This is a genomic window from Paraburkholderia sp., assembly GCF_036488795.1.
Lineage (GTDB): Bacteria > Pseudomonadota > Gammaproteobacteria > Burkholderiales > Burkholderiaceae > Paraburkholderia.
This window is the reverse complement of record NZ_DASXHA010000103.1, coordinates 1-20,529: the sequence shown is the minus strand read 5'-3', so window position 1 is coordinate 20,529 and position 20,529 is coordinate 1. Positions and strand designations below refer to the sequence as shown.

The 20,529-nt window shown below is 62.4% G+C and carries 16 protein-coding genes; 12 read left to right on the top strand and 4 right to left on the bottom strand.

Annotation, left to right across the window (positions count from 1 at the left end; genetic code table 11):
- Positions 1-40 precede the first annotated feature (40 nt).
- The 3 genes from VGH41_RS14965 to VGH41_RS14955 are packed head-to-tail and all read left to right on the top strand — an operon-like array spanning position 41 to position 4,000.
- Positions 41-367, top strand: coding sequence for a sarcosine oxidase subunit delta (locus VGH41_RS14965; protein ID WP_331598244.1), 327 nt, complete (start codon positions 41-43; stop codon positions 365-367).
- A complete protein-coding gene (locus VGH41_RS14960) occupies positions 364-3,363 on the top strand; it encodes a sarcosine oxidase subunit alpha family protein (RefSeq protein WP_331598243.1) in 3,000 nt (999 codons plus the stop codon). The genes VGH41_RS14965 and VGH41_RS14960 overlap by 4 nt, the downstream gene beginning before the upstream one ends.
- Positions 3,353-4,000, top strand: a complete 648-nt coding sequence (locus VGH41_RS14955) for a sarcosine oxidase subunit gamma (RefSeq protein ID WP_331598242.1) — start codon at positions 3,353-3,355, stop codon at positions 3,998-4,000. Before VGH41_RS14960 ends, VGH41_RS14955 begins: the two co-directional genes overlap by 11 nt.
- 110 nt (positions 4,001-4,110) lie before the next feature.
- Here the strand turns inward: VGH41_RS14955 and VGH41_RS14950 are convergent, their stop codons facing one another.
- The gene (locus tag VGH41_RS14950) at positions 4,111-5,067 is read right to left on the bottom strand and encodes a LysR family transcriptional regulator (protein WP_331598241.1); all 957 of its coding nucleotides are present in this window, start codon (positions 5,065-5,067) and stop codon (positions 4,111-4,113) included.
- Positions 5,068-5,285: 218 nt separating this feature from the next.
- Positions 5,286-6,338, bottom strand: a complete 1,053-nt coding sequence (locus tag VGH41_RS14945; protein WP_331598240.1) for an NAD(P)-dependent alcohol dehydrogenase — start codon at positions 6,336-6,338, stop codon at positions 5,286-5,288.
- 298 nt (positions 6,339-6,636) lie between these two features.
- Here VGH41_RS14945 and VGH41_RS14940 point away from each other — a divergent pair, with 298 nt between their 5' ends.
- Positions 6,637-7,605 carry an AraC family transcriptional regulator gene (locus tag VGH41_RS14940; protein WP_331598239.1) on the top strand — a complete coding sequence of 323 codons (969 nt, stop codon included), beginning with the start codon at positions 6,637-6,639 and terminating at the stop codon, positions 7,603-7,605.
- Positions 7,606-7,611: 6 nt separating this feature from the next.
- Here the strand turns inward: VGH41_RS14940 and VGH41_RS14935 are convergent, their stop codons facing one another.
- Entirely contained in the window at positions 7,612-8,331 is a 720-nt protein-coding gene (locus VGH41_RS14935) for a carbonic anhydrase (RefSeq protein WP_331598238.1), read from the bottom strand.
- Positions 8,332-8,478: 147 nt separating this feature from the next.
- On the opposite strand from VGH41_RS14935, the gene VGH41_RS14930 reads away from it, so the two are divergent.
- On the top strand, positions 8,479-8,781 hold the full coding sequence (locus VGH41_RS14930) for an antibiotic biosynthesis monooxygenase (RefSeq protein ID WP_331598236.1): 303 nt from the start codon (positions 8,479-8,481) through the stop codon (positions 8,779-8,781).
- 17 nt (positions 8,782-8,798) lie between these two features.
- On the opposite strand, the gene VGH41_RS14925 is transcribed toward VGH41_RS14930, so the two are convergent.
- Positions 8,799-10,292 carry a sensor domain-containing diguanylate cyclase gene (locus VGH41_RS14925; protein WP_331598235.1) on the bottom strand — a complete coding sequence of 498 codons (1,494 nt, stop codon included), beginning with the start codon at positions 10,290-10,292 and terminating at the stop codon, positions 8,799-8,801.
- Between the two features lie 259 nt (positions 10,293-10,551).
- Between VGH41_RS14925 and VGH41_RS14920 the strand changes: the two genes are divergently transcribed.
- The 7 genes from VGH41_RS14920 to VGH41_RS14890 all read left to right on the top strand — a co-directional run.
- Positions 10,552-11,484 (top strand): 2-hydroxyacid dehydrogenase, encoded by a 933-nt coding sequence (locus VGH41_RS14920; RefSeq protein ID WP_331598234.1) that lies wholly within the window; start codon positions 10,552-10,554, stop codon positions 11,482-11,484.
- Between the two features lie 882 nt (positions 11,485-12,366).
- Positions 12,367-13,962, top strand: a complete 1,596-nt coding sequence (locus VGH41_RS14915; RefSeq protein WP_331598233.1) for a sensor histidine kinase — start codon at positions 12,367-12,369, stop codon at positions 13,960-13,962.
- Positions 13,959-14,594, top strand: a complete 636-nt coding sequence (locus VGH41_RS14910) for a response regulator transcription factor (RefSeq protein ID WP_331598232.1) — start codon at positions 13,959-13,961, stop codon at positions 14,592-14,594. Before VGH41_RS14915 ends, VGH41_RS14910 begins: the two co-directional genes overlap by 4 nt.
- A 166-nt stretch (positions 14,595-14,760) precedes the next feature.
- The gene (locus VGH41_RS14905; RefSeq protein WP_331598230.1) at positions 14,761-15,144 is read left to right on the top strand and encodes a response regulator transcription factor; all 384 of its coding nucleotides are present in this window, start codon (positions 14,761-14,763) and stop codon (positions 15,142-15,144) included.
- Between the two features lie 249 nt (positions 15,145-15,393).
- A complete protein-coding gene (locus VGH41_RS14900) occupies positions 15,394-16,695 on the top strand; it encodes an efflux RND transporter periplasmic adaptor subunit (protein WP_331598229.1) in 1,302 nt (433 codons plus the stop codon).
- A complete protein-coding gene (locus tag VGH41_RS14895) occupies positions 16,692-19,910 on the top strand; it encodes a multidrug efflux RND transporter permease subunit (RefSeq protein ID WP_331598228.1) in 3,219 nt (1,072 codons plus the stop codon). The genes VGH41_RS14900 and VGH41_RS14895 overlap by 4 nt, the downstream gene beginning before the upstream one ends.
- A 2-nt stretch (positions 19,911-19,912) precedes the next feature.
- Positions 19,913-20,529 (top strand): TolC family protein (locus VGH41_RS14890; RefSeq protein WP_331598227.1); only part of this gene is annotated, 617 nt, incomplete at its 3' end.

The following is a 20,529-nucleotide window of genomic DNA, read 5'->3' as shown; positions in this document are numbered from 1 at the left end:
GCATGCCGAAAGCGCGAACTCCGGTCGACAGGAGAGACACATGTTGCTGATCGAATGTCCGTGGTGCGGACCGCGCGCCGAATCCGAATTCTCGTGCGGCGGCGAAGCCGATATCGCCCGTCCGCCGGAAGCGGGATTGCTCAGCGACAAGGACTGGGGCGACTATCTGTTCATGCGCAAGAACCCGCGCGGTGTGCACCGTGAGCAGTGGCTGCATACCCAGGGTTGCCGCCGCTGGTTCAAGGCGACGCGCGATACGGTTTCCTATCAGTTTCTCGGCTATGAAACCTTTGATGGCGTGGCCTCTACCTCTACGAACGCTGCCGGCTCTGCAAGCTCCGGAGCGCAAGAGGGCGACAGGCAATGAGCCAGAAAGACCGCCTCCGCACGGGTGGGCGTATCAATCGCGAGATCCCGCTCGCCTTCACGTTCAATGGCCGCACGTATCAGGGATTTCAGGGCGACACGCTGGCTTCCGCGCTGCTTGCAAACGGCGTGCATTTCGTTGCGCGTAGCTTCAGGTACCACCGTCCGCGTGGAATCGTCGCCGCAGGTGTCGAAGAGCCCAACGCCGTCGTGCAACTCGAGCGCGGCGCCTATACGGTGCCCAATGCACGCGCCACGGAAGTGGAGTTGTATGAGGGACTGGTGGCCACCAGTGTGAATGCGCAGCCAGGTCTCGAACACGACCGCATGGCGATCAACCAGAAGTTTTCGCGCTTTCTGCCGGCCGGTTTCTACTACAAGACCTTCATGTGGCCGCGCAAATGGTGGCCGAAGTACGAAGACCGGATCCGTCAGGCAGCCGGTCTCGGCAACGCGCCGGACACGCCGGATGCTGAGCGCTACGACAAGTGTTTTGCGCATTGCGACGTGCTGGTGGTCGGCGCCGGTCCGACCGGCCTCGCGGCGGCGCATGCTGCGGGTCTCGCGGGCGCGCGCGTAATTCTGGTCGACGATCAGCGCGAACCGGGCGGCAGTCTGTTGTCGTACCCCGCGGAGTTCGACGGCCGCTCCGCCTTGCAATGGGTCGCCAAAATCGAGGCCGAACTGCGGCAGATGCCGGAGGTGCAGATGCTTTGCCGCAGCACCGCGTTTGGCTACCACGATCACAACTTCGTCACCGTGACGCAGCGTTTGACGGACCATCTGCCGGTGTCGATGAGACAGGGCACGCGTGAATTGCTGTGGAAGATTCGCGCGAAACGCGTGATCCTCGCCACCGGTGCGCACGAACGTCCATTGGTATTCGGTAACAACGATCTGCCCGGCGTGATGCTCGCCGCGGCCGTGTCGGCTTATATCCATCGCTATGGCGTATTGCCGGGCCGCGCAGCGGTGGTGTTCACCAACAACGACGGCGGCTATCAGTGTGCGCTCGATCTGAAGACGAGCGGCGCGCAAGTCACGGTGATCGATCCGCGCGCGCTCTCGAGTGGGACGTTGCCCGCCGCGGCGCGGCGTCACGGTATCAACGTGCTGAACAACGCTGTCGTGACGACGGCGAACGGTAAACTGCGGGTGGCATCCGTCGAAGTGTCCGCTTGTGCGGACGGCAAGGTCGCTGCAAAACAGCCGGGTCTGAGCTGCGATCTGCTGGCAGTGTCCGGCGGCTGGAGTCCGGTGCTGCATCTGTTTGCGCAGTCGGGCGGCACCGCCCAGTGGAACGACGACACGCTGTGTTTCGTGCCGGGCAAGGCGGTGCAGGCGCAAACCAGCATCGGTGCCGCGGCGGGCGAATTCAGCCTCGCGCGCGGGCTGCGCCAGGCGGTGAGCGCAGGCGTCGAAGCGGCCAGGGCTACGGGCTTCAATGTGATGCGTCCCACGGTGCCTGACCTCGTCGAGATCGCACAAGCGCCGATGTTGCCGCTGTGGCTGGTGGGCAGCCGTGAAGCGGCGGCGCGCGGCCCGCTGCAATTCGTCGACTTTCAGAACGACGTGTCCGCTGCGGACATTCTGCTCGCCGCACGCGAAGGTTTCGAATCCGTCGAACACGTTAAGCGCTATACGGCGATGGGTTTCGGCACCGATCAGGGCAAGCTTGGCAACATCAACGGGATGGCGATACTCGCCGGCGCGCTCGGCAAGTCGATCGCCGAAACCGGCACCACGACATTCCGTCCGAACTACACACCGGTCTCGTTCGGCAGCTTCGCCGGGCGCGAACTGGGTGACCTGTTCGAGCCGATCCGCAAGACCTGTGTGCATGAATGGCATGTCGAAAACGGCGCGGCGTTCGAAGACGTGGGCAACTGGAAACGTCCGTGGTACTACCCGAAGCAGGGCGAAGACCGGCACGCGGCGGTCGTGCGCGAATGCCTCGCGGTGCGCAACGAAGTGGGCATTCTGGATGCGTCGACGCTCGGCAAGATCGACATTCAGGGCCCCGATGCCGCGCAACTGCTCAACTGGGTCTACACGAATGCGTGGAGCAAGCTCGAAGTCGGCAGATGCCGTTATGGGCTGATGCTGGACGAAAACGGCATGGTGTTCGACGACGGCGTCACCGTGCGCCTGAGCGAACAGCGCTACCTGATGACCACCACGACCGGCGGTGCCGCACGCGTTCTCACATGGCTGGAGCGCTGGTTGCAAACCGGCTGGCCCAATCTGAAGGTGCGGCTTGCTTCGGTGACGGATCATTGGGCGACTTTCGCCGTTGCGGGTCCGAAGAGCCGCAAGGTGCTGCAAATGGTCTGCAGCGATATCGACTTCACCAACGCCGCGTTTCCCTTCATGTCGTATCGCGAGGGGACCGTGGCGGGCGTCAAGGCGCGCGTGATGCGCATCAGCTTCTCGGGCGAGCTGGCCTACGAAGTGAATGTGCCGGCCAATCTGGGCCGCGCGGTCTGGGAAGCATTGATGGCCGCCGGCGCCGGGTTCGGCATCACGCCATACGGCACGCAGACCATGCACGTGTTGCGCGCGGAGAAGGGCTACATCATCGTCGGGCAGGATACCGATGGTTCGCTCACGCCGTTTGATCTCGGCATGGGTGGACTGGTGGCAAAGTCGAAGGACTTCCTCGGCAAGCGTTCACTGACACGTTCCGACACCGCGAGAGAAGGCCGCAAGCAGTTCGTGGGTTTGTTGTCCGACGATGCCTCGTGCGTGATTCCGGAAGGCAGTCAGGTCGTAGCAGGGCCGTTCTCCGGCGACATGGCGCCCATGCTCGGACACGTCACGTCGAGCTATTACAGCCCCGTTTTGCAGCGCTCGATCGCGCTCGCCCTCATCAAAGGCGGCTTCGACAGGATGGGCCAGCGTGTCACGATTCCGCTTGCGAGCGGCAAACAGATCGCGGCGAAGATCGCCAGCCCGCTTTTCTACGACACCGAAGGAGCGCGTCAACATGGGGAATGAAGCATCGGGCAGCGCGTTGGATGCGGCTTCGGCCATCGTGCAACGTGCCGCTGGGGACGTGTGGCAAGAGTCGCCGCTGGTGGGTGCGCGCGATCTGCTGAAGAGGCATCAGGCGGGGGCATCGAAAGAATTTCAGTTGAGCGAACGACCGTTTCGCGATCTCGTGAATCTGCGGGGTGATGCCGCGGACGCGGCGTTCGCGGGTGCCGTCGAAAGCGTGACGGGTTGCCGGCCGCCCGCGAAACCAAACACCGTGGCGCGCGGCATCGGCTATGACGTGCTGTGGCTCGGCCCGGATGAATGGCTGGTGTGCTCGCACGGGCAACAGGCGGCGACGCTCGAGGCCATGCTGACGCAGGCACTGGCGGGACAGTTTGCGTCGGCGGTGGATGTCGGCAGCGGCTATACGGTGCTGGAAGTGAGCGGCGCGAAAGTGCGGGACGTGATTGCGCGCGGTTGTCCGCTCGATCTGCATCCGCGCGTGTTTGCGCCGGGTCAGTGCGCGCAGAGCCACTACTTCAAGGCGTCGATCGTACTGGTTCCCCTCAGCGACGATACCTTCGAGATCGTCGTGCGCCGCAGCTTCGCCGATTACTTCTGCCGCATCATGCTCGACGCGGCCGCACCGCTCCTATAACGCAAAGCGGCCTCGCCGTTTCCGGCGGGGCCGCTTGCTGTAACCAGCGCCAGACCTGCTCCAGGCGCGCGCCAGAGATCAACCTTCTACGGACTGAACTACGTCCGGCTTCACGCCGGATGCAGCCCGCGTAACAACTGCCGCACGCGCGACATGTCCTGATGAACATGCTCCGCCTGATCGAACAGCACCGCGAGCCAATCGACGAAGGCTCGCACGCGCGGTGACACACGCCGGCTTTTCACATACGCGACGGAAACCGGAGTCGGCATCGGTTTCCACTGCGGCAACACTTCCACCAGCTGTCCCGAATCGAGGTACCGTTGGGCGGCAATGCGAGCCGGCTGGATCAGCCCGAGTCCTTCCAGGCCGCACGTCAGATACGCCTGCTCGTCAGTCACTTTCACGAAGCCGTTCACCTTCACGGTCAGCGCGCTGCCACCCACTTCGAAATCGAAGTCCACCGTGCGTCCGTTATGCGGCGACATGCAGTTGACCGCCACGTGGTCCGCCAGATTGTCCAGTTCCGCAGGCGTGCCGTAGCGTCCGAGATAGTCGGGGCTCGCGCAGGTCACGTGATCGAGCGTGCCGAGGCGGCGCGCCACGAGCCCCGAATCAGGCAGATCGCCAAGCTGGATGCTGCAATCCACCGCTTCGCCGACCAGATCGACCGGGCGGTTGCTGACACCGATCGCGAGATCGATATTCGGAAAGCGCTCGTGAAAATCGTCGAGCGCAGGCAGCACCAGCGTGGTCGCGACCGCGCCCGGCATTTCGACGCGCAGCCGGCCGGCCAACTGGTCGGTCGCATGGCGCAGGCTGGCTTCCATCTCGTCGATGTCAGCCAGGATCTGCGAACAACGTTCGTAATAGGCAGCACCTTCCGGCGTGAGGCTCAGGCGCCGCGTCGTGCGTACCAGCAGCGCAGTGCCGAGCAGCGCTTCCAGATTCTGCACCACCGTGGTCGCGGTCGCGCGCGGCATGTCGAGCGATTGCGCGGCGCGTGTAAAGCTATTGGTATCGACGATACGGATAAAAGTGCGCATCGCCTGAATACGGTCAATCACGGGCAATCTCCTGGTCAGACGGGACAACCGAAAAAAGGACGTACGGCCAACTCACCTCGTCCCGAGGGGAGGCGTGTCGGCGCGACGATGCGAGGCGGGAGCAGGGCAGGCCGCCGCAACGGGCGCGGCCTGTGCATCACGGCTGGCGGGCGAGATGCCCACCGGCGTGACGACCTGTGGAACTACCGGAATGAAAGCCTGGGTAAAACGACCGGCAGTTACTGCCTGAGCGAGTCGAGGTCGACGACGAAGCGATACTTCACATCGCTCTTCAACATGCGCTCATACGCATCGTTAATCTGTTGCATCGGAATAATTTCGATGTCCGATGTAATACCGTGCTCGCCGCAGAAATCGAGCATTTCCTGCGTTTCAGCAATGCCGCCGATCAGCGAACCTGCAAGGCGGCGGCGCTTCATGATCAGGTTGAACACCTGCGGCGACGGGTGATCGTGTTCGGGCGCGCCGACCAGCGCCATGGTGCCGTCGCGGCGCAGCAGATTCAGGAACGGATTCAGATCGTGCTGCGCAGCCACGGTGTTGACGATCAGATCGAAACTGTTCGCATGCGCGTCCATTTCTTCCTGATTCTTCGAGATCACCACCTCATGGGCTCCGAGGCGCTTCGCGTCTTCGATCTTCGACGGCGAGGTCGTGAACAGCACGACATGCGCGCCCATCGCACGGGCCAGCTTCACGCCCATGTGACCGAGTCCGCCCAGACCGACCACGCCGACCTTCTTGCCGGGACCGGCGCCCCATGTGCGCAGCGGCGAGTAGGTGGTGATGCCGGCGCACAGCAGCGGTGCGACGCCCGCCGGATCGAGGTTCTTCGGCACGCGCAGCGTGAAGGCTTCGTCGACCACCAGCTGGGTCGAATAGCCGCCGTAGGTAATCTCGCCGGTCTCGCGGTCTGCGCCGTTGTAGGTGCCGACCCAGCCGTTTTCACAATACTGTTCGAGACCTTCTTCGCAGCTCGGGCAGGTGCGGCACGAATCGACGAGGCAGCCCACGCCGACCAGTTCGCCGACCTTGTACTTCGTGACGTCAGGACCTACCGCCGTCACCCGGCCGACGATTTCGTGACCCGGCACCACCGGGTAGATCGAATTCTTCCATTCGTTGCGGGCCTGATGCAGATCGGAATGGCAAACCCCGCAAAACAGGACTTCCATCTGCACGTCATGGGCGCGCAGCTCGCGACGCTTGAATTCGAATGGGGCGAGCTTCGATTGAGGTTCGCGCGCGGCATAGGCGTATGTCGTGGTCATGGGGGCTCCGGCAAATGGGTGAAGTGCACAAGGGGGCAGCGGTGGCGACGCGCGGTCGCCGAGGCTGCCGTCCCTTGAATGGGACCGGGATCACGAAGGAGGCCGACCGGCTAGGTAACACTGCGGTCGGCACAGGCAAATGGGTGATCCGGCAGGGTTCCCATCGTAGGCGGCAGGGAGCACCTGGGGAATACCTGAATATCTCGAAGGTTTGCCTAATTCTCCTGAGTGCAAGCGCTATAGGCCGTTTGGTGCTAAATTTCAAGCCTTATTCTCTGCTTCATCGACAGGCTTTGTCATGCAAACGACTCAATCCTCTCCTGCCGCGATCAGCCCCGCGCAGCGGCGCATGGTCGAACTTTTCGACATTCTGGCGCCCGCCGAGGGCTTCACGCAGTCGTGTCTGGACGGCGTCAAGTTAATGCGCTCGAACCGGCCCATGCCGCGCAGGCCGGTCCTTTACGAGCCGAGCATCGTGATCGTGTGCCAGGGGCGCAAGCGTGGCTATCTGGGCGAGCAGACCTATCTGTACGATGCGCAGCAGTATCTGGTGCTGTCGGTGCCGTTGCCCTTCGAATGCGAAACCGAGGCGAGTGTCGAAGAACCGTTTCTCGGTATTTCGGTGCGCGTCGATCTGACCGTGGTGGCCGAATTGCTGATGGCGCTCAACGAAACGCACGGCGCAACGCATATGGAGCCGCGCGGGATCTATTCGACGCCGCTCGACGCTTGCATGAGCAATGCGGTGCAGCGCTTGCTCGAAGCGCTGGCGTCGCCGCTCGACGCGCGCATTCTTGCACCGTCCATCATGCGCGAGATCTGTTACCGGGTGCTGACGGGCGAGCAGGGCGACGCGATCCGCGCCGCGCTCACCCACCAGCATCACTTCGGGCGTATCGCGAAGGCATTACGGCGCATCCACGCCGATTACCAGGGCGAACTGGATGTCGATACGCTTGCGCGCGAGGCCGGGATGAGCCTCGCAGTGTTTCATGCGCAGTTCAAGGGCGTGACATCCACCTCGCCGATGCAATACGTGAAGACCACGCGGCTGCATCACGCACGACTCCTGATGGTGCAGGACGGCTTGAATGCGGGCGCCGCTGCGGCGCGTGTCGGGTATGAGAGCGCGTCGCAGTTCAGCCGCGAGTTCAAACGGCTGTTCGGGCTAAGCCCGGTGGATGAAGTAAAACGCATGCGCGCCGTGTTCGACTCGCCGCCACCACGCGTGGCAGCGCCCACGGAGCGCTACGTGACGGCGGTGTAGTCCGCGTCACAACAGCGTCACCTTGCCGGTGGCAAGGTCATACACGCCGCCCACGACTTTTACTTTGCCCTCCTTCACGTATTGACCAATGAGCGGCTTCGACACGCTCAACCGGTTTGCATTGAGCCGCACGTTCTCTACCGTGGTGCGCTCTTTCAGATCGGCGTCGCCGTGCAACTGGGCGATCGCCACCGCGGGTTTGATGGAGCGCACCAGATCGGGCAAATGACCCGGCAGCACGACGTGCTTCTGGATCGCGTCGACCGTGGCGCTGACCGCGCCGCAGTGGGTGTGGCCGAGCACCATGATGAGCGGCACGCCCAAAAACTTCACGCCGTACTCGAGGCTGGCGAGTCCGTCCTCGTTGACGAAATTTCCAGCGACACGCACCACGAACAGGTCGCCTGGGCCCTGATCGAAGGCCAGCTCCGGCGCGACGCGCGAGTCCGCGCAGCCGACGATCGCGGCAATCGGATACTGCGCGGTCACTCGGCTCGCACGTCCGGCGGAATAGTCCTTGTTGGAAGGGGCATTCGCGGCGTAGCGCGCATTACCGTCCATCAGACGGGTGAGCGCGTCGGCGGGTGCGATGGCATTGGGCGCGCCGGCGCCGGCTTCTTCAGCGGCGTGCGCGCCGTTTGAGCGCAAGCCTGCGAGCGTCAGGGATGCAGCGCCCGCGAGCACGAGATGACGGCGTGCTGCAGAGGGTAAGGTAGGGTCGCACACGGTTGGTCTCCTTGAGACAGCTGCAAAGTCCCCATATGCAAGCACTATACTGCCCGCAAGGGCATACGGTGCGTCGCCGTGCACGGTGGCCTCTGTTGTTGTTCCGTCCGCATCCAGACTCCGCGTCTGGCTCACTGGAGGTGTGTCATGGTCAAGCTAGCGTTGTTTGTTCGACTCGAAGCAAAGCCGGGCAAAGAGCAGGAGGTCGAGCGTTTTCTGCTCGACGGTTTGCCGCTGGTTCAGGAGGAGCCTGCAACGACGGCATGGTTCGGCATTCGCCTCGGACCGTCCACATTCGGCATTTTCGATGCATTCCCGGACGAAGCCGGGCGTTCGGCGCATCTGAACGGCAAGGTAGCCGCAGCGCTGATGGCGAGGGCGGGGGAGCTGTTCGCTACGCCGCCGGCCATCGAAAAGATCGACGTGCTGGCGGCGAAACTGCCCGGCTGAGCGCGCGCGGCGGGTGCTCAGTTGCCGTTCGCTGCGGCAGACATCTGATTGGCATAGTGCGCGCGCTTTTCGTCATACATCAGCAGATCGGCGCGCTGCACCGTGGCTTCGAGCCGCTCGCCAAGCTGTGCGGTGGCCGCGGCCATCGAGAAGCTCAGTACCGAACCCGGATAGAACTGATTGTTGAGATCCACCAGTTGCCGGATCGTGTCGATCATGGCCGCGCCGCCGCGCTCATCGGTGCTGGGCATCAGGATGGCGAATTCGTCGCCGCCAATGCGCGCGGCGTGGAACGGCGTTTCCATGGCCTTGGCGAGCACTTCGCCGGCGCGCCGCAGCAGCGCGTCGCCGGCCGCGTGGCCAAGCTGGTCGTTGACGCGCTTGAGGCCGTTGAGATCGGCCATGATCACCGTCACCGGGAACGGCCCCTTGCGTTCGAGGCGGTTTAGCTCGTCGACGTAGAACGAGCGGTTGCGCAGTTTGGTCAGCACGTCGTGCTTGCCGAGAAACTCCAGATACGCCTCCGCTTTCTTGCGCGCGGTGATGTCGGTGAGCGCGACGAGCACCAGATCCCAGTGACGCTCATGACCCGGCAACACGGAAAACTGCAGATGCACGTGAACCTCGCTGCCGTCCAGCGAATAATTCAGCACCTCGCGTTGCTGGAATAGCTTGCCGTCCCACAGATCGATCAGCTGCTCGCGAAAATGCGGGCGCATGTCGTCGCGGAACACGTCGGGCAGGCGCGACAGCAGCGTTTTTTTGTCCGGAGCCGCGAACATGTCGAGCGTGTGCCGGTTGATGTCGAGTACGTGGATCTCCTGCATGCAGCGTTCGACGAATTCCGGATGGACGTCGGTAAACACGCGGAAATCGGAGATGCCCGCCGCGCGTGCATCGTCAAGCAGGCGTTTGACCGCGCTGAAATCTTCCACCCATAGCGACACCGGCGAGTTTTCAAACAGCCCGCGCGCGTATTCCTCGGCGAGCGTCGTGCGGTGGCGCGCGGCTTCCAGTTCCGTGATGTTCTCCAGCGAAACCAGCACCCGGTCCCAGCGTCCTTCATGTCCGGGCAGCACCACGCCCTTGAGCAGCACGTCGAGGCGCCGCCCGCCCAGTGTGTAATTGACGGTCTGGCTCATGAAATGCGTCTGGCCGGCCCACAACTGGCAGAGTTCCTCGAGGTGGGTTTTCAGCATGTCGTCACGGAAGACGGTGCTCAGACTGGTGGTGAGCGCATCGAAATCCGCCGCTTCGAACAGCGTCAGCGTCTTCTGATTGACCTTGATGACGCGAATGCTATGGGCACATTGCGCCACCCGCTGCGGATGTTCGGCGAAATGCGCGCGCAGATCGGTCACGCCTTCGGCGCGCCATGCGTCGAACAAGGCACGCACGCCGCTGAAGTCTTCGAGCCACAACGAGACGGGCGCCAGCTCGAACATCTCCGAGTCGTCGCGGGCGGTTGACGGGACGCGCGGCTCAATCCGCTGGGTAAGGGTATCCGGCATGACCATTCCGTAGTCGATAGTGCGGCTATTTTACGGGGCGTTGTCGCTTGTACAACGGATGATTCAAAAACGCCTGGGGCAAATGCGGCGCCAGGCACCGCGTGCTGCCGGGCCTGGCAGCGTGACTCAACCCTTCAGAAGGCTAACGGCAAATCGCGGCGCAGCTTGAGTGTCAACGGATCGGGCGCCTCTGCATGCTGGCGCACCCGTTGTTACACTTTCGCCTGCCGCACTTACCGCTCAAGGACGCGCCACCTTCATGAAACCTTCCCTGCTGGTCCTGATTCCGTTGAACGACGCTAGCCGCGCCAGTATTGCTGCTGCTTTCGAGCTCATCTATGCCCCCGATCCTGCCTCGCGTGCCGACGCCGTCGCTGCGCATGGCGCGAGCGTGCGTGCCGTGCTGACTAACGGCACGACGGGTGTGACCGCCGAGGAAGTCGAGCGGATGCCGGCACTCGAATTCATCAGTGCGCTGGGCGCCGGCTACGAGAACCTGCCCGTCGATTACGCGCGTCGGCGGGGCATCGTGCTGGTCAACGGCGCCGGGACCAATGCTCATTGCGTGGCGGATCACGCATTTGCGCTGCTGCTCGCCGTGGTTCGCGACATTTCGCAACTCGACCAGGCTACCCGCCAGGGCGCCTGGCGCGACACGCTGCCGATGCATCCCAACGTGTCGGGCAAACGGCTCGGCATACTCGGCTTGGGCCAGATCGGTAAGAAAGTCGCACAGCGCGGCGCCGGCTTCGAGATGGAGACGGCTTATCACAATCGCCGGCCGCGCGAAGACGAACCGATGCGCTACTTCGAGAGCGCCACGGCCCTCGCGCGGTGGTGCGATTTCCTGGTGGTGGCGACGCCGGGCGGCGCGGGCACCCGCCATCTCGTCGACGCGGCGGTGCTCGAGGCACTCGGGCCGCGTGGCTTTCTCGTCAACGTGTCGCGCGGCAGCGTGGTCGACACCGCGGCGCTGGCTGCCGCGCTAGGCGCAGGAACGATCGCCGGTGCCGGCCTTGATGTGTATGAAGGGGAGCCGCATGCGCCGCAAGCCTTGATTGGGCTGCGCAATGTCGTATTGACGCCGCACGTGGGTGGCCGCTCGCCGGAGGCGGTCACGAATTCGGTGAACAATTTTCTCACCAATGCGGCGCGCCATTTCGCAGGCGAGAACGTGCTCACACCCATTTGAGCAGTGTCGGGTGCGAAGTTGCCGGCGGGCGCCGGCAGGCGCAATGCGAAGAAAAAACCAGGTAGTCCGAATGTCAATGGGGACGATGTACAGAACCCGTTCGCATGGGCAAACGGAAGTGGCTTCGAAGCGGGGCGAAACGGCCCGTAATGGCCGGCCACCCCGAAACCTGGCAAGCAGTCGACCCGCTAGCTGCTGATTGCGGAATGCACGGTATGAGACCTTGGCCCAATGTCGCCACCGGTGAATCACGACTAGCATGAAAGACGTGCCGAAATTTACAGCGGCATACCCGCAAGACTGCGTGCCGTTCGGAAAGAATTTCATGAATTCACTAAAAATAAATTGCGTATTTGACAGCTAGACGTAAACTGGAATGGCCGGAATCCAGCAGACAATTCAGACCGGTTTTGTGTGGAGATTCTATTGGCTGTGCGTGGCCACGACTTAGGAAGAATTTCTGCTACGGTCTCGGGCATGTCGTAAGAACGGTCGCTCCATTGGCTCAGCAGACCGACTCGATGACCATGGGCATTCAGACAAGCAGACCCGTATCAGGACCACACCGTGCGCCCCGCTTGCATCCGGTCGCGGCTTTGTCCCTATCTGGCGCAAGCGGTAGACGAAGGCGCTGTTCGATTTGACTATCTCCGGTCCTCTTCACGGACCCGACAGGCTAGTCTCCATGCGAGGCGCGCCGGGCGAAGTCGCCGCTCGCGCCAGGAATCAGAGCATTTCGCAAAAGTAATCAAATGTGGCTGTCGAATACGATTATTGAATGCTGGCGTTAAAGAAATGGTGAAAAGCATCGAGTTGTAATCGCTGACAACATAGTGCCCATTGCGCTGCTTCATGGGCAACCGGCTGTGATGTTCATTGAAGATGTTCGGCAATGACCAGACTCAGAGGACCTTCGTCGTGAGCATGATCTTTCTTGCAATGACGATTGCGGAGGCCGGCGTCATCGTCTGGCTGCTGATGTTGCGCGCGCGCCGTGGGCGGATTGCGCCAGGCCCTGGCGGATTCGGACAGAAAGAGGCTTGTGCCCAGACTCCCTCCCGTTTGACGCCCGGCATCGACTCGCCACGCTTCTCTACCGGCCCCCACGCGAAGCTGGTCGATCTGTTCGCCACGCTGACACCGCACGGCAGACTGGCGAGCGCTCGCGTCGGAAACTCGGCGTTCAAGGCAGGGGAAACGCTGCGCCAGACGAGGACCGCAAGTGCCGGCGCGCGTGCCCAGCACCCGCTTGCAGGACCGCGTCGCATGGCGACGCTGCGGGCGTTCCGCTGGGCCGTGCCCGCCCATCAACGCGTTTTCGCAGATGCTCAGGCAGCACAGCCGCGTCCATCGCGTGACGCGAGCGTGGACGAGTTTCGCGCGCTGTGGGAGTCGTTGCCGCTTGCCGTCATTCTGTTAAGCGGCGATGGCGAAGTACTGGCCGCCAACGCAAGGGCGCAACAGGTGTTTGGCTACGCGGCCGGCGACCTGGCAGGTAAGCCGGTGACGACACTGGTTCCCGCACTGCAGGGCAAGTACGCCCGCCCGGATGATGACGGATCGAACGCGACCTGCGACGACCTGTACTTTGCATCGACCCGCAGCCTGGTCGCAAAACGAAAAAACGGGCTGGAATTTCCCGTGGAAATCGTGTTCCGGCCATCTTCGCGTCACGTCGATGCAACGGTTCTCGCATTCGTCGAAGACCGGACGGATCACTTCGAACTGCTGCGCAACCAGCAGGAACTGGCTCACCTGATGCGTGTTTACACCATGGGAGAACTGGCGGGCTCGCTCGCCCATGAACTCAATCAGCCGCTTACCGCGATTCTGAGCAACGTCCAGGCGGCGCAGCGTTTCATGGCCGCGGACCCCATTGATGTGACCGAAGTCCGGGAGATTCTGAAAGACATCGTTCAGGATGACTATCGTGCAAGCGAAGTCATCCGGCGCATCCGGGCAACCGTGAAGAAGGGCGAAATGGAGTTTGCATTGCTCGATCTCGCCACCGTGATCCGCGAGGTCGTCTTTCTGCTGCACAGCGACGCGATCATGCGTGAGACACGCGTCGTTCTTAAACCATGCAACGATCTTCTGCCCGTCTATGCGGACCGCGTGCAGTTGCAGCAAGTGGTGCTGAACCTGTTGCTGAATGCATTCGACGCCATGAGCTCCGTATTGCCCGAGCAGCGGGTGGTGTCGATCGAACTCAGCGCGCAGGCCGGCGATACGGCCCGCATTGCCGTGCGCGACTGCGGGCTTGGGCTCACCGTGGGAAAGCTGGATGCGGTATTCAGACCGTTCTATACCTCCAAACCCCACGGCCTGGGGCTTGGGCTGTCGATCAGCCGGTCGATCGTGGAATTGCACGGCGGCAGGATCTGGGCCGAGAACAATATCGAGCGAGGCGCGACATTCTTTGTCACGTTGCCCACCGGGCGCGCGGCGGGGGACCGGAAGTCGCGATATGGACCATGACCGAGGCAGACCCGCTTGTGTTCGTCGTCGATGACGACGCATCCATCCGTTGCGCATTCGCCAGGCTGATTCGCTCGGCGGGCCACCCCGTCAAGACGTTCGGGTCGGCCCGCGAATTCCTCGCCGAAGCGGATCCGGGTGCGTGCCCTGCGTGCCTCGTGCTCGACGTTCAGTTGCCGGACATCGACGGCTTGCAGTTGCAACGTCAACTCGGAACGACTTTGCCCATCATCTTCATCACCGGGCACGGCGACATCGCCATGACGGTTCATGCGATGAAAGCGGGCGCCACGGACTTTCTCGCCAAGCCGGTGCGCGATACCGACTTGCTGCAGGCGATCGATCATGCGCTGGACTGCGCGCGGCGCATCCATGCAAGCCGCTGCGAACAGGCTACATTGCGTCAGCGCTTTGACCGGCTCACGCCTCGTGAGCGGGAAGTCATGGCGCTCGTCGTCGTGGGGCGCCTGAATAAACAGGTGGCAGGCGAGCTGGGCACCACGGAAAAAACCATCAAGGCGCATCGGGCTCGCGTGATGAGCAAAATGGAAGTCACCTCGCTGGCCCAGCTCGTTCACATCGCCGACAAGGCCAATATCTTCCCGAGTGCCGGGAATCAATCGACGCGCTGAATGCGCTGAATACGCCGAATGCCGGCGTCGCGCGATGGCCCGCGCGCGGCGGCGCCGCGGCGTTCGCGTCCAGGACCAAAGTCCAATATCACGATCCGGTTGCGTCCTCTAGTCTGATACCTGGGGTAGGCGAGTGCCCGCGTATCCGCTCACCGGACTATTCACAATGGTAAATGCCAGGCCATTTGTTGTCGTTGTCGATGACGATGAATCGGTGAGCCGAGCGATCACGCGGCTTTTGCGTTCCGTCGGGATAGGCTCGGAGTCTTTCCCGAGTGGCGATGCTTTCCTTGAAACCCTGACCTCGATGCCGTCATACCAGCCGGCCTGCGTCATTCTCGATATCCAGATGCCGGGACTCAACGGACTGGAAGTGCAGCGGCGCCTGGCGGGAACGGATCTGCCTGTCATCTTCATCACCGCTCATGACGAGATCGACGTGCGCGAGCAGGCCCTCTCGGCGGGCGCCTTTGCGTACCTGCGAAAGCCGTTCGGCGACGAGCTCTTCGTCAAGACGGTGCGGGCCGCCATCGGCAACGTTCAGAAATGAGGCTTAACGGAGGGCGCAAAAGCGCCGCACGCGCGGAAACGTGTATGGGACCAAAGTCCAATTGTTTTGCTGCCACGGGCATACCACTATAAACGTGACTTAACCAGAGACGTCCCGGCAGAGGCCATCACCATGCAAGCATTGCTACGGGTTTTACTTGGCCTGATTAACCGTTGCCCTGATCAATCGCGACGATGCCTTTGTGGTGTTCGGTGCCTTCACACCCAACTAGCCGCGACGGATGATGCCATGAACTGCACGCCGCTGAATCCCTGTCAGCCACGCGGGTTGTTGCCGCGTGTTTTATTGCCACGCGGGTTGCGGGGCGATCTGAAATTCGTGTTCGCTTGCGCCGCTCTGCTGTGTTGCGCCGGCTGCGGCAAGCCCGCCGCAGTACCGGCGGCCGGCCCCATCGAAGTCACCGTCATGAAGGTCGAGCCGCACGATACGCCGGTGGATTTCGAATTCACCGCGCAGACGCAGAGCTCCCGCGAAGTGGAAATCCGCGCCCGCGTGGACGGCTTTCTCGACAAGCGGGTCTATACCGAGGGGCAACTGGTACGGAACGGCCAGGTGCTGTTCCTGATGGACCCCAAGCCGTTCGAGGCGGCGCTCAAGACGGCTAAAGGACAGCTTGCGCAACAGCAGGCGCGCCTTTATGTGACCAAAGCCAATCTGGCGCGCGTGATTCCGCTGGCGAAGCAGAACGCCTTGAGTCAAAAAGATCTGGACGACGCAACCGGCAACGAGAAAGAGGCCGAAGCAGCGGTGATTGCCGCGCAGGGCCAGGTGCAGACCGCCGAGCTCAACCTGAGCTATACGATCATCAAGTCGCCGCTGTTGGGCCTGTCGAGCTTCGCGCGGCAACAGGATGGCAGTTATGTGACTGCGACCTCGGCTGGCCTGCTGACCTACATTTACCAGCTGGATCCGATGTGGGTGAACTTCAGTCTGTCGGAGAACGAACTGTTGAGCTATCGGGATCAGATCGGGAAAAAGCAGCTGATCTTCCCACCCAATAATGATTTCCTCGTGACGCTCGTGCTGGCCGACGGTTCGGTTTATCCATCGCAAGGCCATATCAACTTCGCCAATCCGGCCTTCAACACGCAGACAGGAACCTTCCTCGTACGCGCGTCGTTTGCCAATCCGAATGGCGCGCTGCGTCCGGGACAGTTCGTCAAGGCGCGCGTGTCGGGAGCGATTCGCCCCAATGCGATCCTCTTGCCGCAGCGCGCCGTTTTGCAGGGGGCCAAGAGCCATTTCGTGTGGGTCGTCGACGACGACTCGAAGGCGCACGAACGTGTGGTGGAAACCGGCGAATGGCACGGTGACGACTGGTTTATTACCGAGGGCCTGAAACCCGGCGAGCGCGTGGTGGTGGACGGCGCAATCCGGGTGGTCGGCGATACGCCGCTCAAGATCACGGGTGAGCCGAAGCCGTCGGAAGCCGCGCCTGCCGCGGCTGACGCCGTGCCTGCCGCGAGCCGGCATGTCGCGGCTCATGCGCCCGGCCAGACGGTGGCGAAACAGGTGGATGCTCCGACATGAACATCTCCCATTTTTGCATCGACCGGCCGATCTTCGCGTCCGTCATTTCGATCGTCATCACATTAGGCGGCGCGGTGGCGATGTTCAGTCTGCCGATCGCGCAGTACCCCGACATCACGCCGCCGCAGATTACGATTTCCGCGACCTATCCCGGGGCGAGCGCCGACGTGGTGGCGAACAACGTCGCCGCACCGATCGAACAGCAGGTCAATGGCGCCGACAACATGATCTACATGAACTCGTCGAGTTCGTCGACAGGCGTCTACACCCTCAATGCCTACTTTCAGATCGGCACCAACCCCGAACTGGCGCAGGTCGATGTGCAGAACCGCGTGAACCTGGCGCTGCCGCAATTGCCGACGTCGGTGCAGTCACAGGGCATCCAGGTGCAGAAGAAGTCGTCGGCTTTCATGATGGTGATTGCGATCTATTCGCCGACCAACCGTTACGACGCGACCTATATTGCGAACTACGCCAATATCTATGTGCTCGATGCGTTAAAGCGCATTCCGGGTGCGAACCAGTCGGCGATCTTCGGCACACCCGACTACGCGATGCGCATCTGGCTCAAGCCGGATCGCATGGCGCAGCTTGGCGTCACGGCGGCGGATGTGCAAAGGGCGGTGGCCAACCAGAACCAGCAGTTTGCGGTGGGACGCATTGGACAGTCGCCCACTGGAGCGCCAGTCGAACAGTCGTTTGCCGTGACCACCACCGGGCGGCTCACTGACCCGGCGGAGTTTGAAAACATCATCATTCGTGCGGCTAATGGCGATGCGGCGATCGTGCGGCTCAAGGACGTCGGCCGCGCCGAACTGGGCCAGAAGGATTATTCGATCCGCAGCAGGTTCCAGGGTAAGCCGGCTACCGTCATCGCGGTCTACCAGCAGCCTGGAGCCAATGCACTGGATGTGGCGAAGCAGGTTCGTGCCACGCTTGCCGAGATGAAGAAGCAGTTCCCGCAAGGCATTACCTACGACATCGCGATGGATACCACGGAGTTCACCCGGGCATCCATCTCGGACGTGATCCACACCTTCTTCGAAGCGCTGGTGCTCGTCGTGGTGGTCGTCTATGTGTTCCTGCAGAGCCTGCGGGCGACCCTGATTCCGGTGCTGGCGGTGCCGGTATCGATCGTCGGCACGTTCATGGGCATGCTCGCGCTGGGTTTTTCGATCAACATGCTGACGCTGTTCGGCATGGTGCTGGCGATCGGCATTGTGGTGGACGACGCGATCGTGGTGATCGAAAACGTCGAACGCAATATGAACGAGCACAAGCTGAGTCCGAAGGCGGCCGCCAAGCGGGCCATGGATGAAGTGTCCGGCCCGGTGATAGCGATCGTGCTCGTGCTGTGCGCGGTGTTCGTGCCGGTCGCGTTTCTGGGCGGCATCACGGGGCAACTGTACAAGCAGTTCGCCATCACGATCGCCATCTCCGTTGTGTTCTCCGGACTGGTTGCATTGACGCTCTCGCCTGCGCTGGCGGCGCTGTTGCTGAAGCCGGGGCACCATGAAAAGAAGGGCTTTTTCCGCTGGTTCGACAATGCCTTCGCGCGCATGACGACGGGCTATTCGAACATGGTCAAGCGGGTCATCAAACGGTTCGGCATTGCGCTTTGCCTGTTCGCCGGCATGATCGCGCTGGCCGTGGTGATGATGAAGACCATTCCCACCTCGTTTCTGCCGCCCGAGGATCAGGGCTATCTGCTCGGCGCGGTGATCATGCCGGATGCCGCGAGTCTTGACCGTACCGGTGAGGTGTCGGAGAAAATCACCGACTATTTCATGAAGCAGGCGGCGGTCAGCAGCGTGACGACCATCGATGGTTTCAGCCTGCTCGACAGTCAGAACAAGAATAACGCCGGCACCTTTTTTATCGGCTTCAAGAGCTTTGACGAGCGCTACAAATTCGCCAATATCCGCACGCAAAATGCACGTGCGGTGATCGTCAATGCATACGAAACCCTCTCGAAGGTCAAGGAGGGGATCATCCTGCCGGTCAATCCACCCTCCATTCCGGGCCTTGGCACAACCGGCGGCACGGAGGTATGGATTCAGGCGCAGGGCGATGCGACCATCGCGCAACTCGCGCAGGTCGTGCAGGACTTTACGGCAAGAGCGAAAGAGCGGCCCGAGCTCGGACGCATCACGTCAACCTTCGATGCGTCCGCACAGCAGTTGCTGGTCAACGTGGACCGCGACAAGTCCGAGACGCTCGGCGTGCCGATCGAGGACGTCTATAGCGCAATGCAGACCATGTTCGGCTCGCTGTACGTGTCCCAGTTCAACCGTTCGAGTCGGTTGTGGCAGGTGATCCTGCAAGCCGAACCATCCTACCGGCTCACGCCTGCGGATCTCGATCAGATCTACGTGCGCAGCAAAACCGACAGCATGGTGCCGCTCAAAGCGGTGGTGACCTCGAAGTTCGTCACGGGTCCGGATCTCATCACGCGGTTCAACAATTTCCCGGCCGTAAAACTCACTGTGAATTCCGCACCGGGCCGCAGTTCGGGCGAGGTGATCAGCGCCATCGAAGAGGTCGGCACACAGGTGTTGCCGTCCGGCTATAACCTCGGCTGGAGCGGCGAAGCATACGAGGCGCGGCAGTCCGGCGGAACCTCGGGACTGGTGTTCGTGTTCGGCCTGATCATGGTGTTCCTGATTCTCGCCGCGCAGTACGAGAAGTGGAGCCTGCCGATCGGCGTGCTGATGGCGGTGCCGTTTGCGCTATTCGGGGCACTCCTTGCAATCCTGTTGCGCGGCCTCGAAAACGACGTGTACTTCCAGATCGGCCTCACGATGCTGGTCGCGCTCGCCGCGAAGAATGCGATCCTGATTTTCGAATTTGCCGTGCTCAACCGCGAGTCGGGCGAGTCGGTGTATGACGCGGCCGTCTCTGCGGCAGCGGAACGGCTACGCCCCATCGTAATGACGTCGCTCGCTTTCATTCTGGGTTGCGTGCCGCTCGCCATCGCGCTCGGCGCCTCGGCGAACAGCCGGCATTCGATCGGCACCGGCGTGATTGGCGGCATGCTCGGGGCGACGGTGATCGCGGTGTTCTTCATTCCGATGTTCTTCTATGTGCTCGAGACGATGTCGGAGAAGAGCGGTGGGAAGAAGACGCCCGGGTCGACCGGCACGCCGCCGCCCGACATCGGGCCGCCCGCCGGCGGTCCGAAGGTCACGCCGTTGGCGCGCCGCGAGGACGACTGACCATGCGCCGCATCCCGCTCCTGCCGGTTCTCGTTGCGCTTGCACTGCCTGTGCTGCTCGGCTTGAGCGGCTGTCTGCCCGGTCCGGATTACGCGCGGCCGAAGATCGAGACGCCGGCGAATTACCGCTTTGCCGCGACGGAGGCTGCGGACGTGGCCAACACCCCGTGGTGGGAGCAGTTCCAGGACCCGGTGCTCAACGAACTGATCGAGACGGCGCTGGCGAACAACTGGGACGTGAAGATTGCGGCCGCTCGTATCGATCAGTTCCTCGGTCAGTTCGTCACCACCCGTGCCGGCCTCTTTCCGCAGCTGAGCGCGGGCTTCGACGCGGAGCGCCAGCGGATCTCGCTGACGGGAGCCTTGCAGGGGCTGCCGGGCATATCGCCTGTCTTCAACACGTTCCAGCCGTCGCTGTCGGCGTCATGGGAAATCGATCTGTTCGGCAGGGTGCGCCGCGAGACCGAATCGGCGCGCGCGAGCCTGCTGGCAAGCGTCGAAGGACGCCGGGCGGTGATCCTGAGTCTCGTGGCATCGGTGGCGACGGCCTATATCAATCTACGCGATCTCGATGAACAACTCGTCATTGCAAAGAACACAACCGAAAGCCGCGCGGAGTC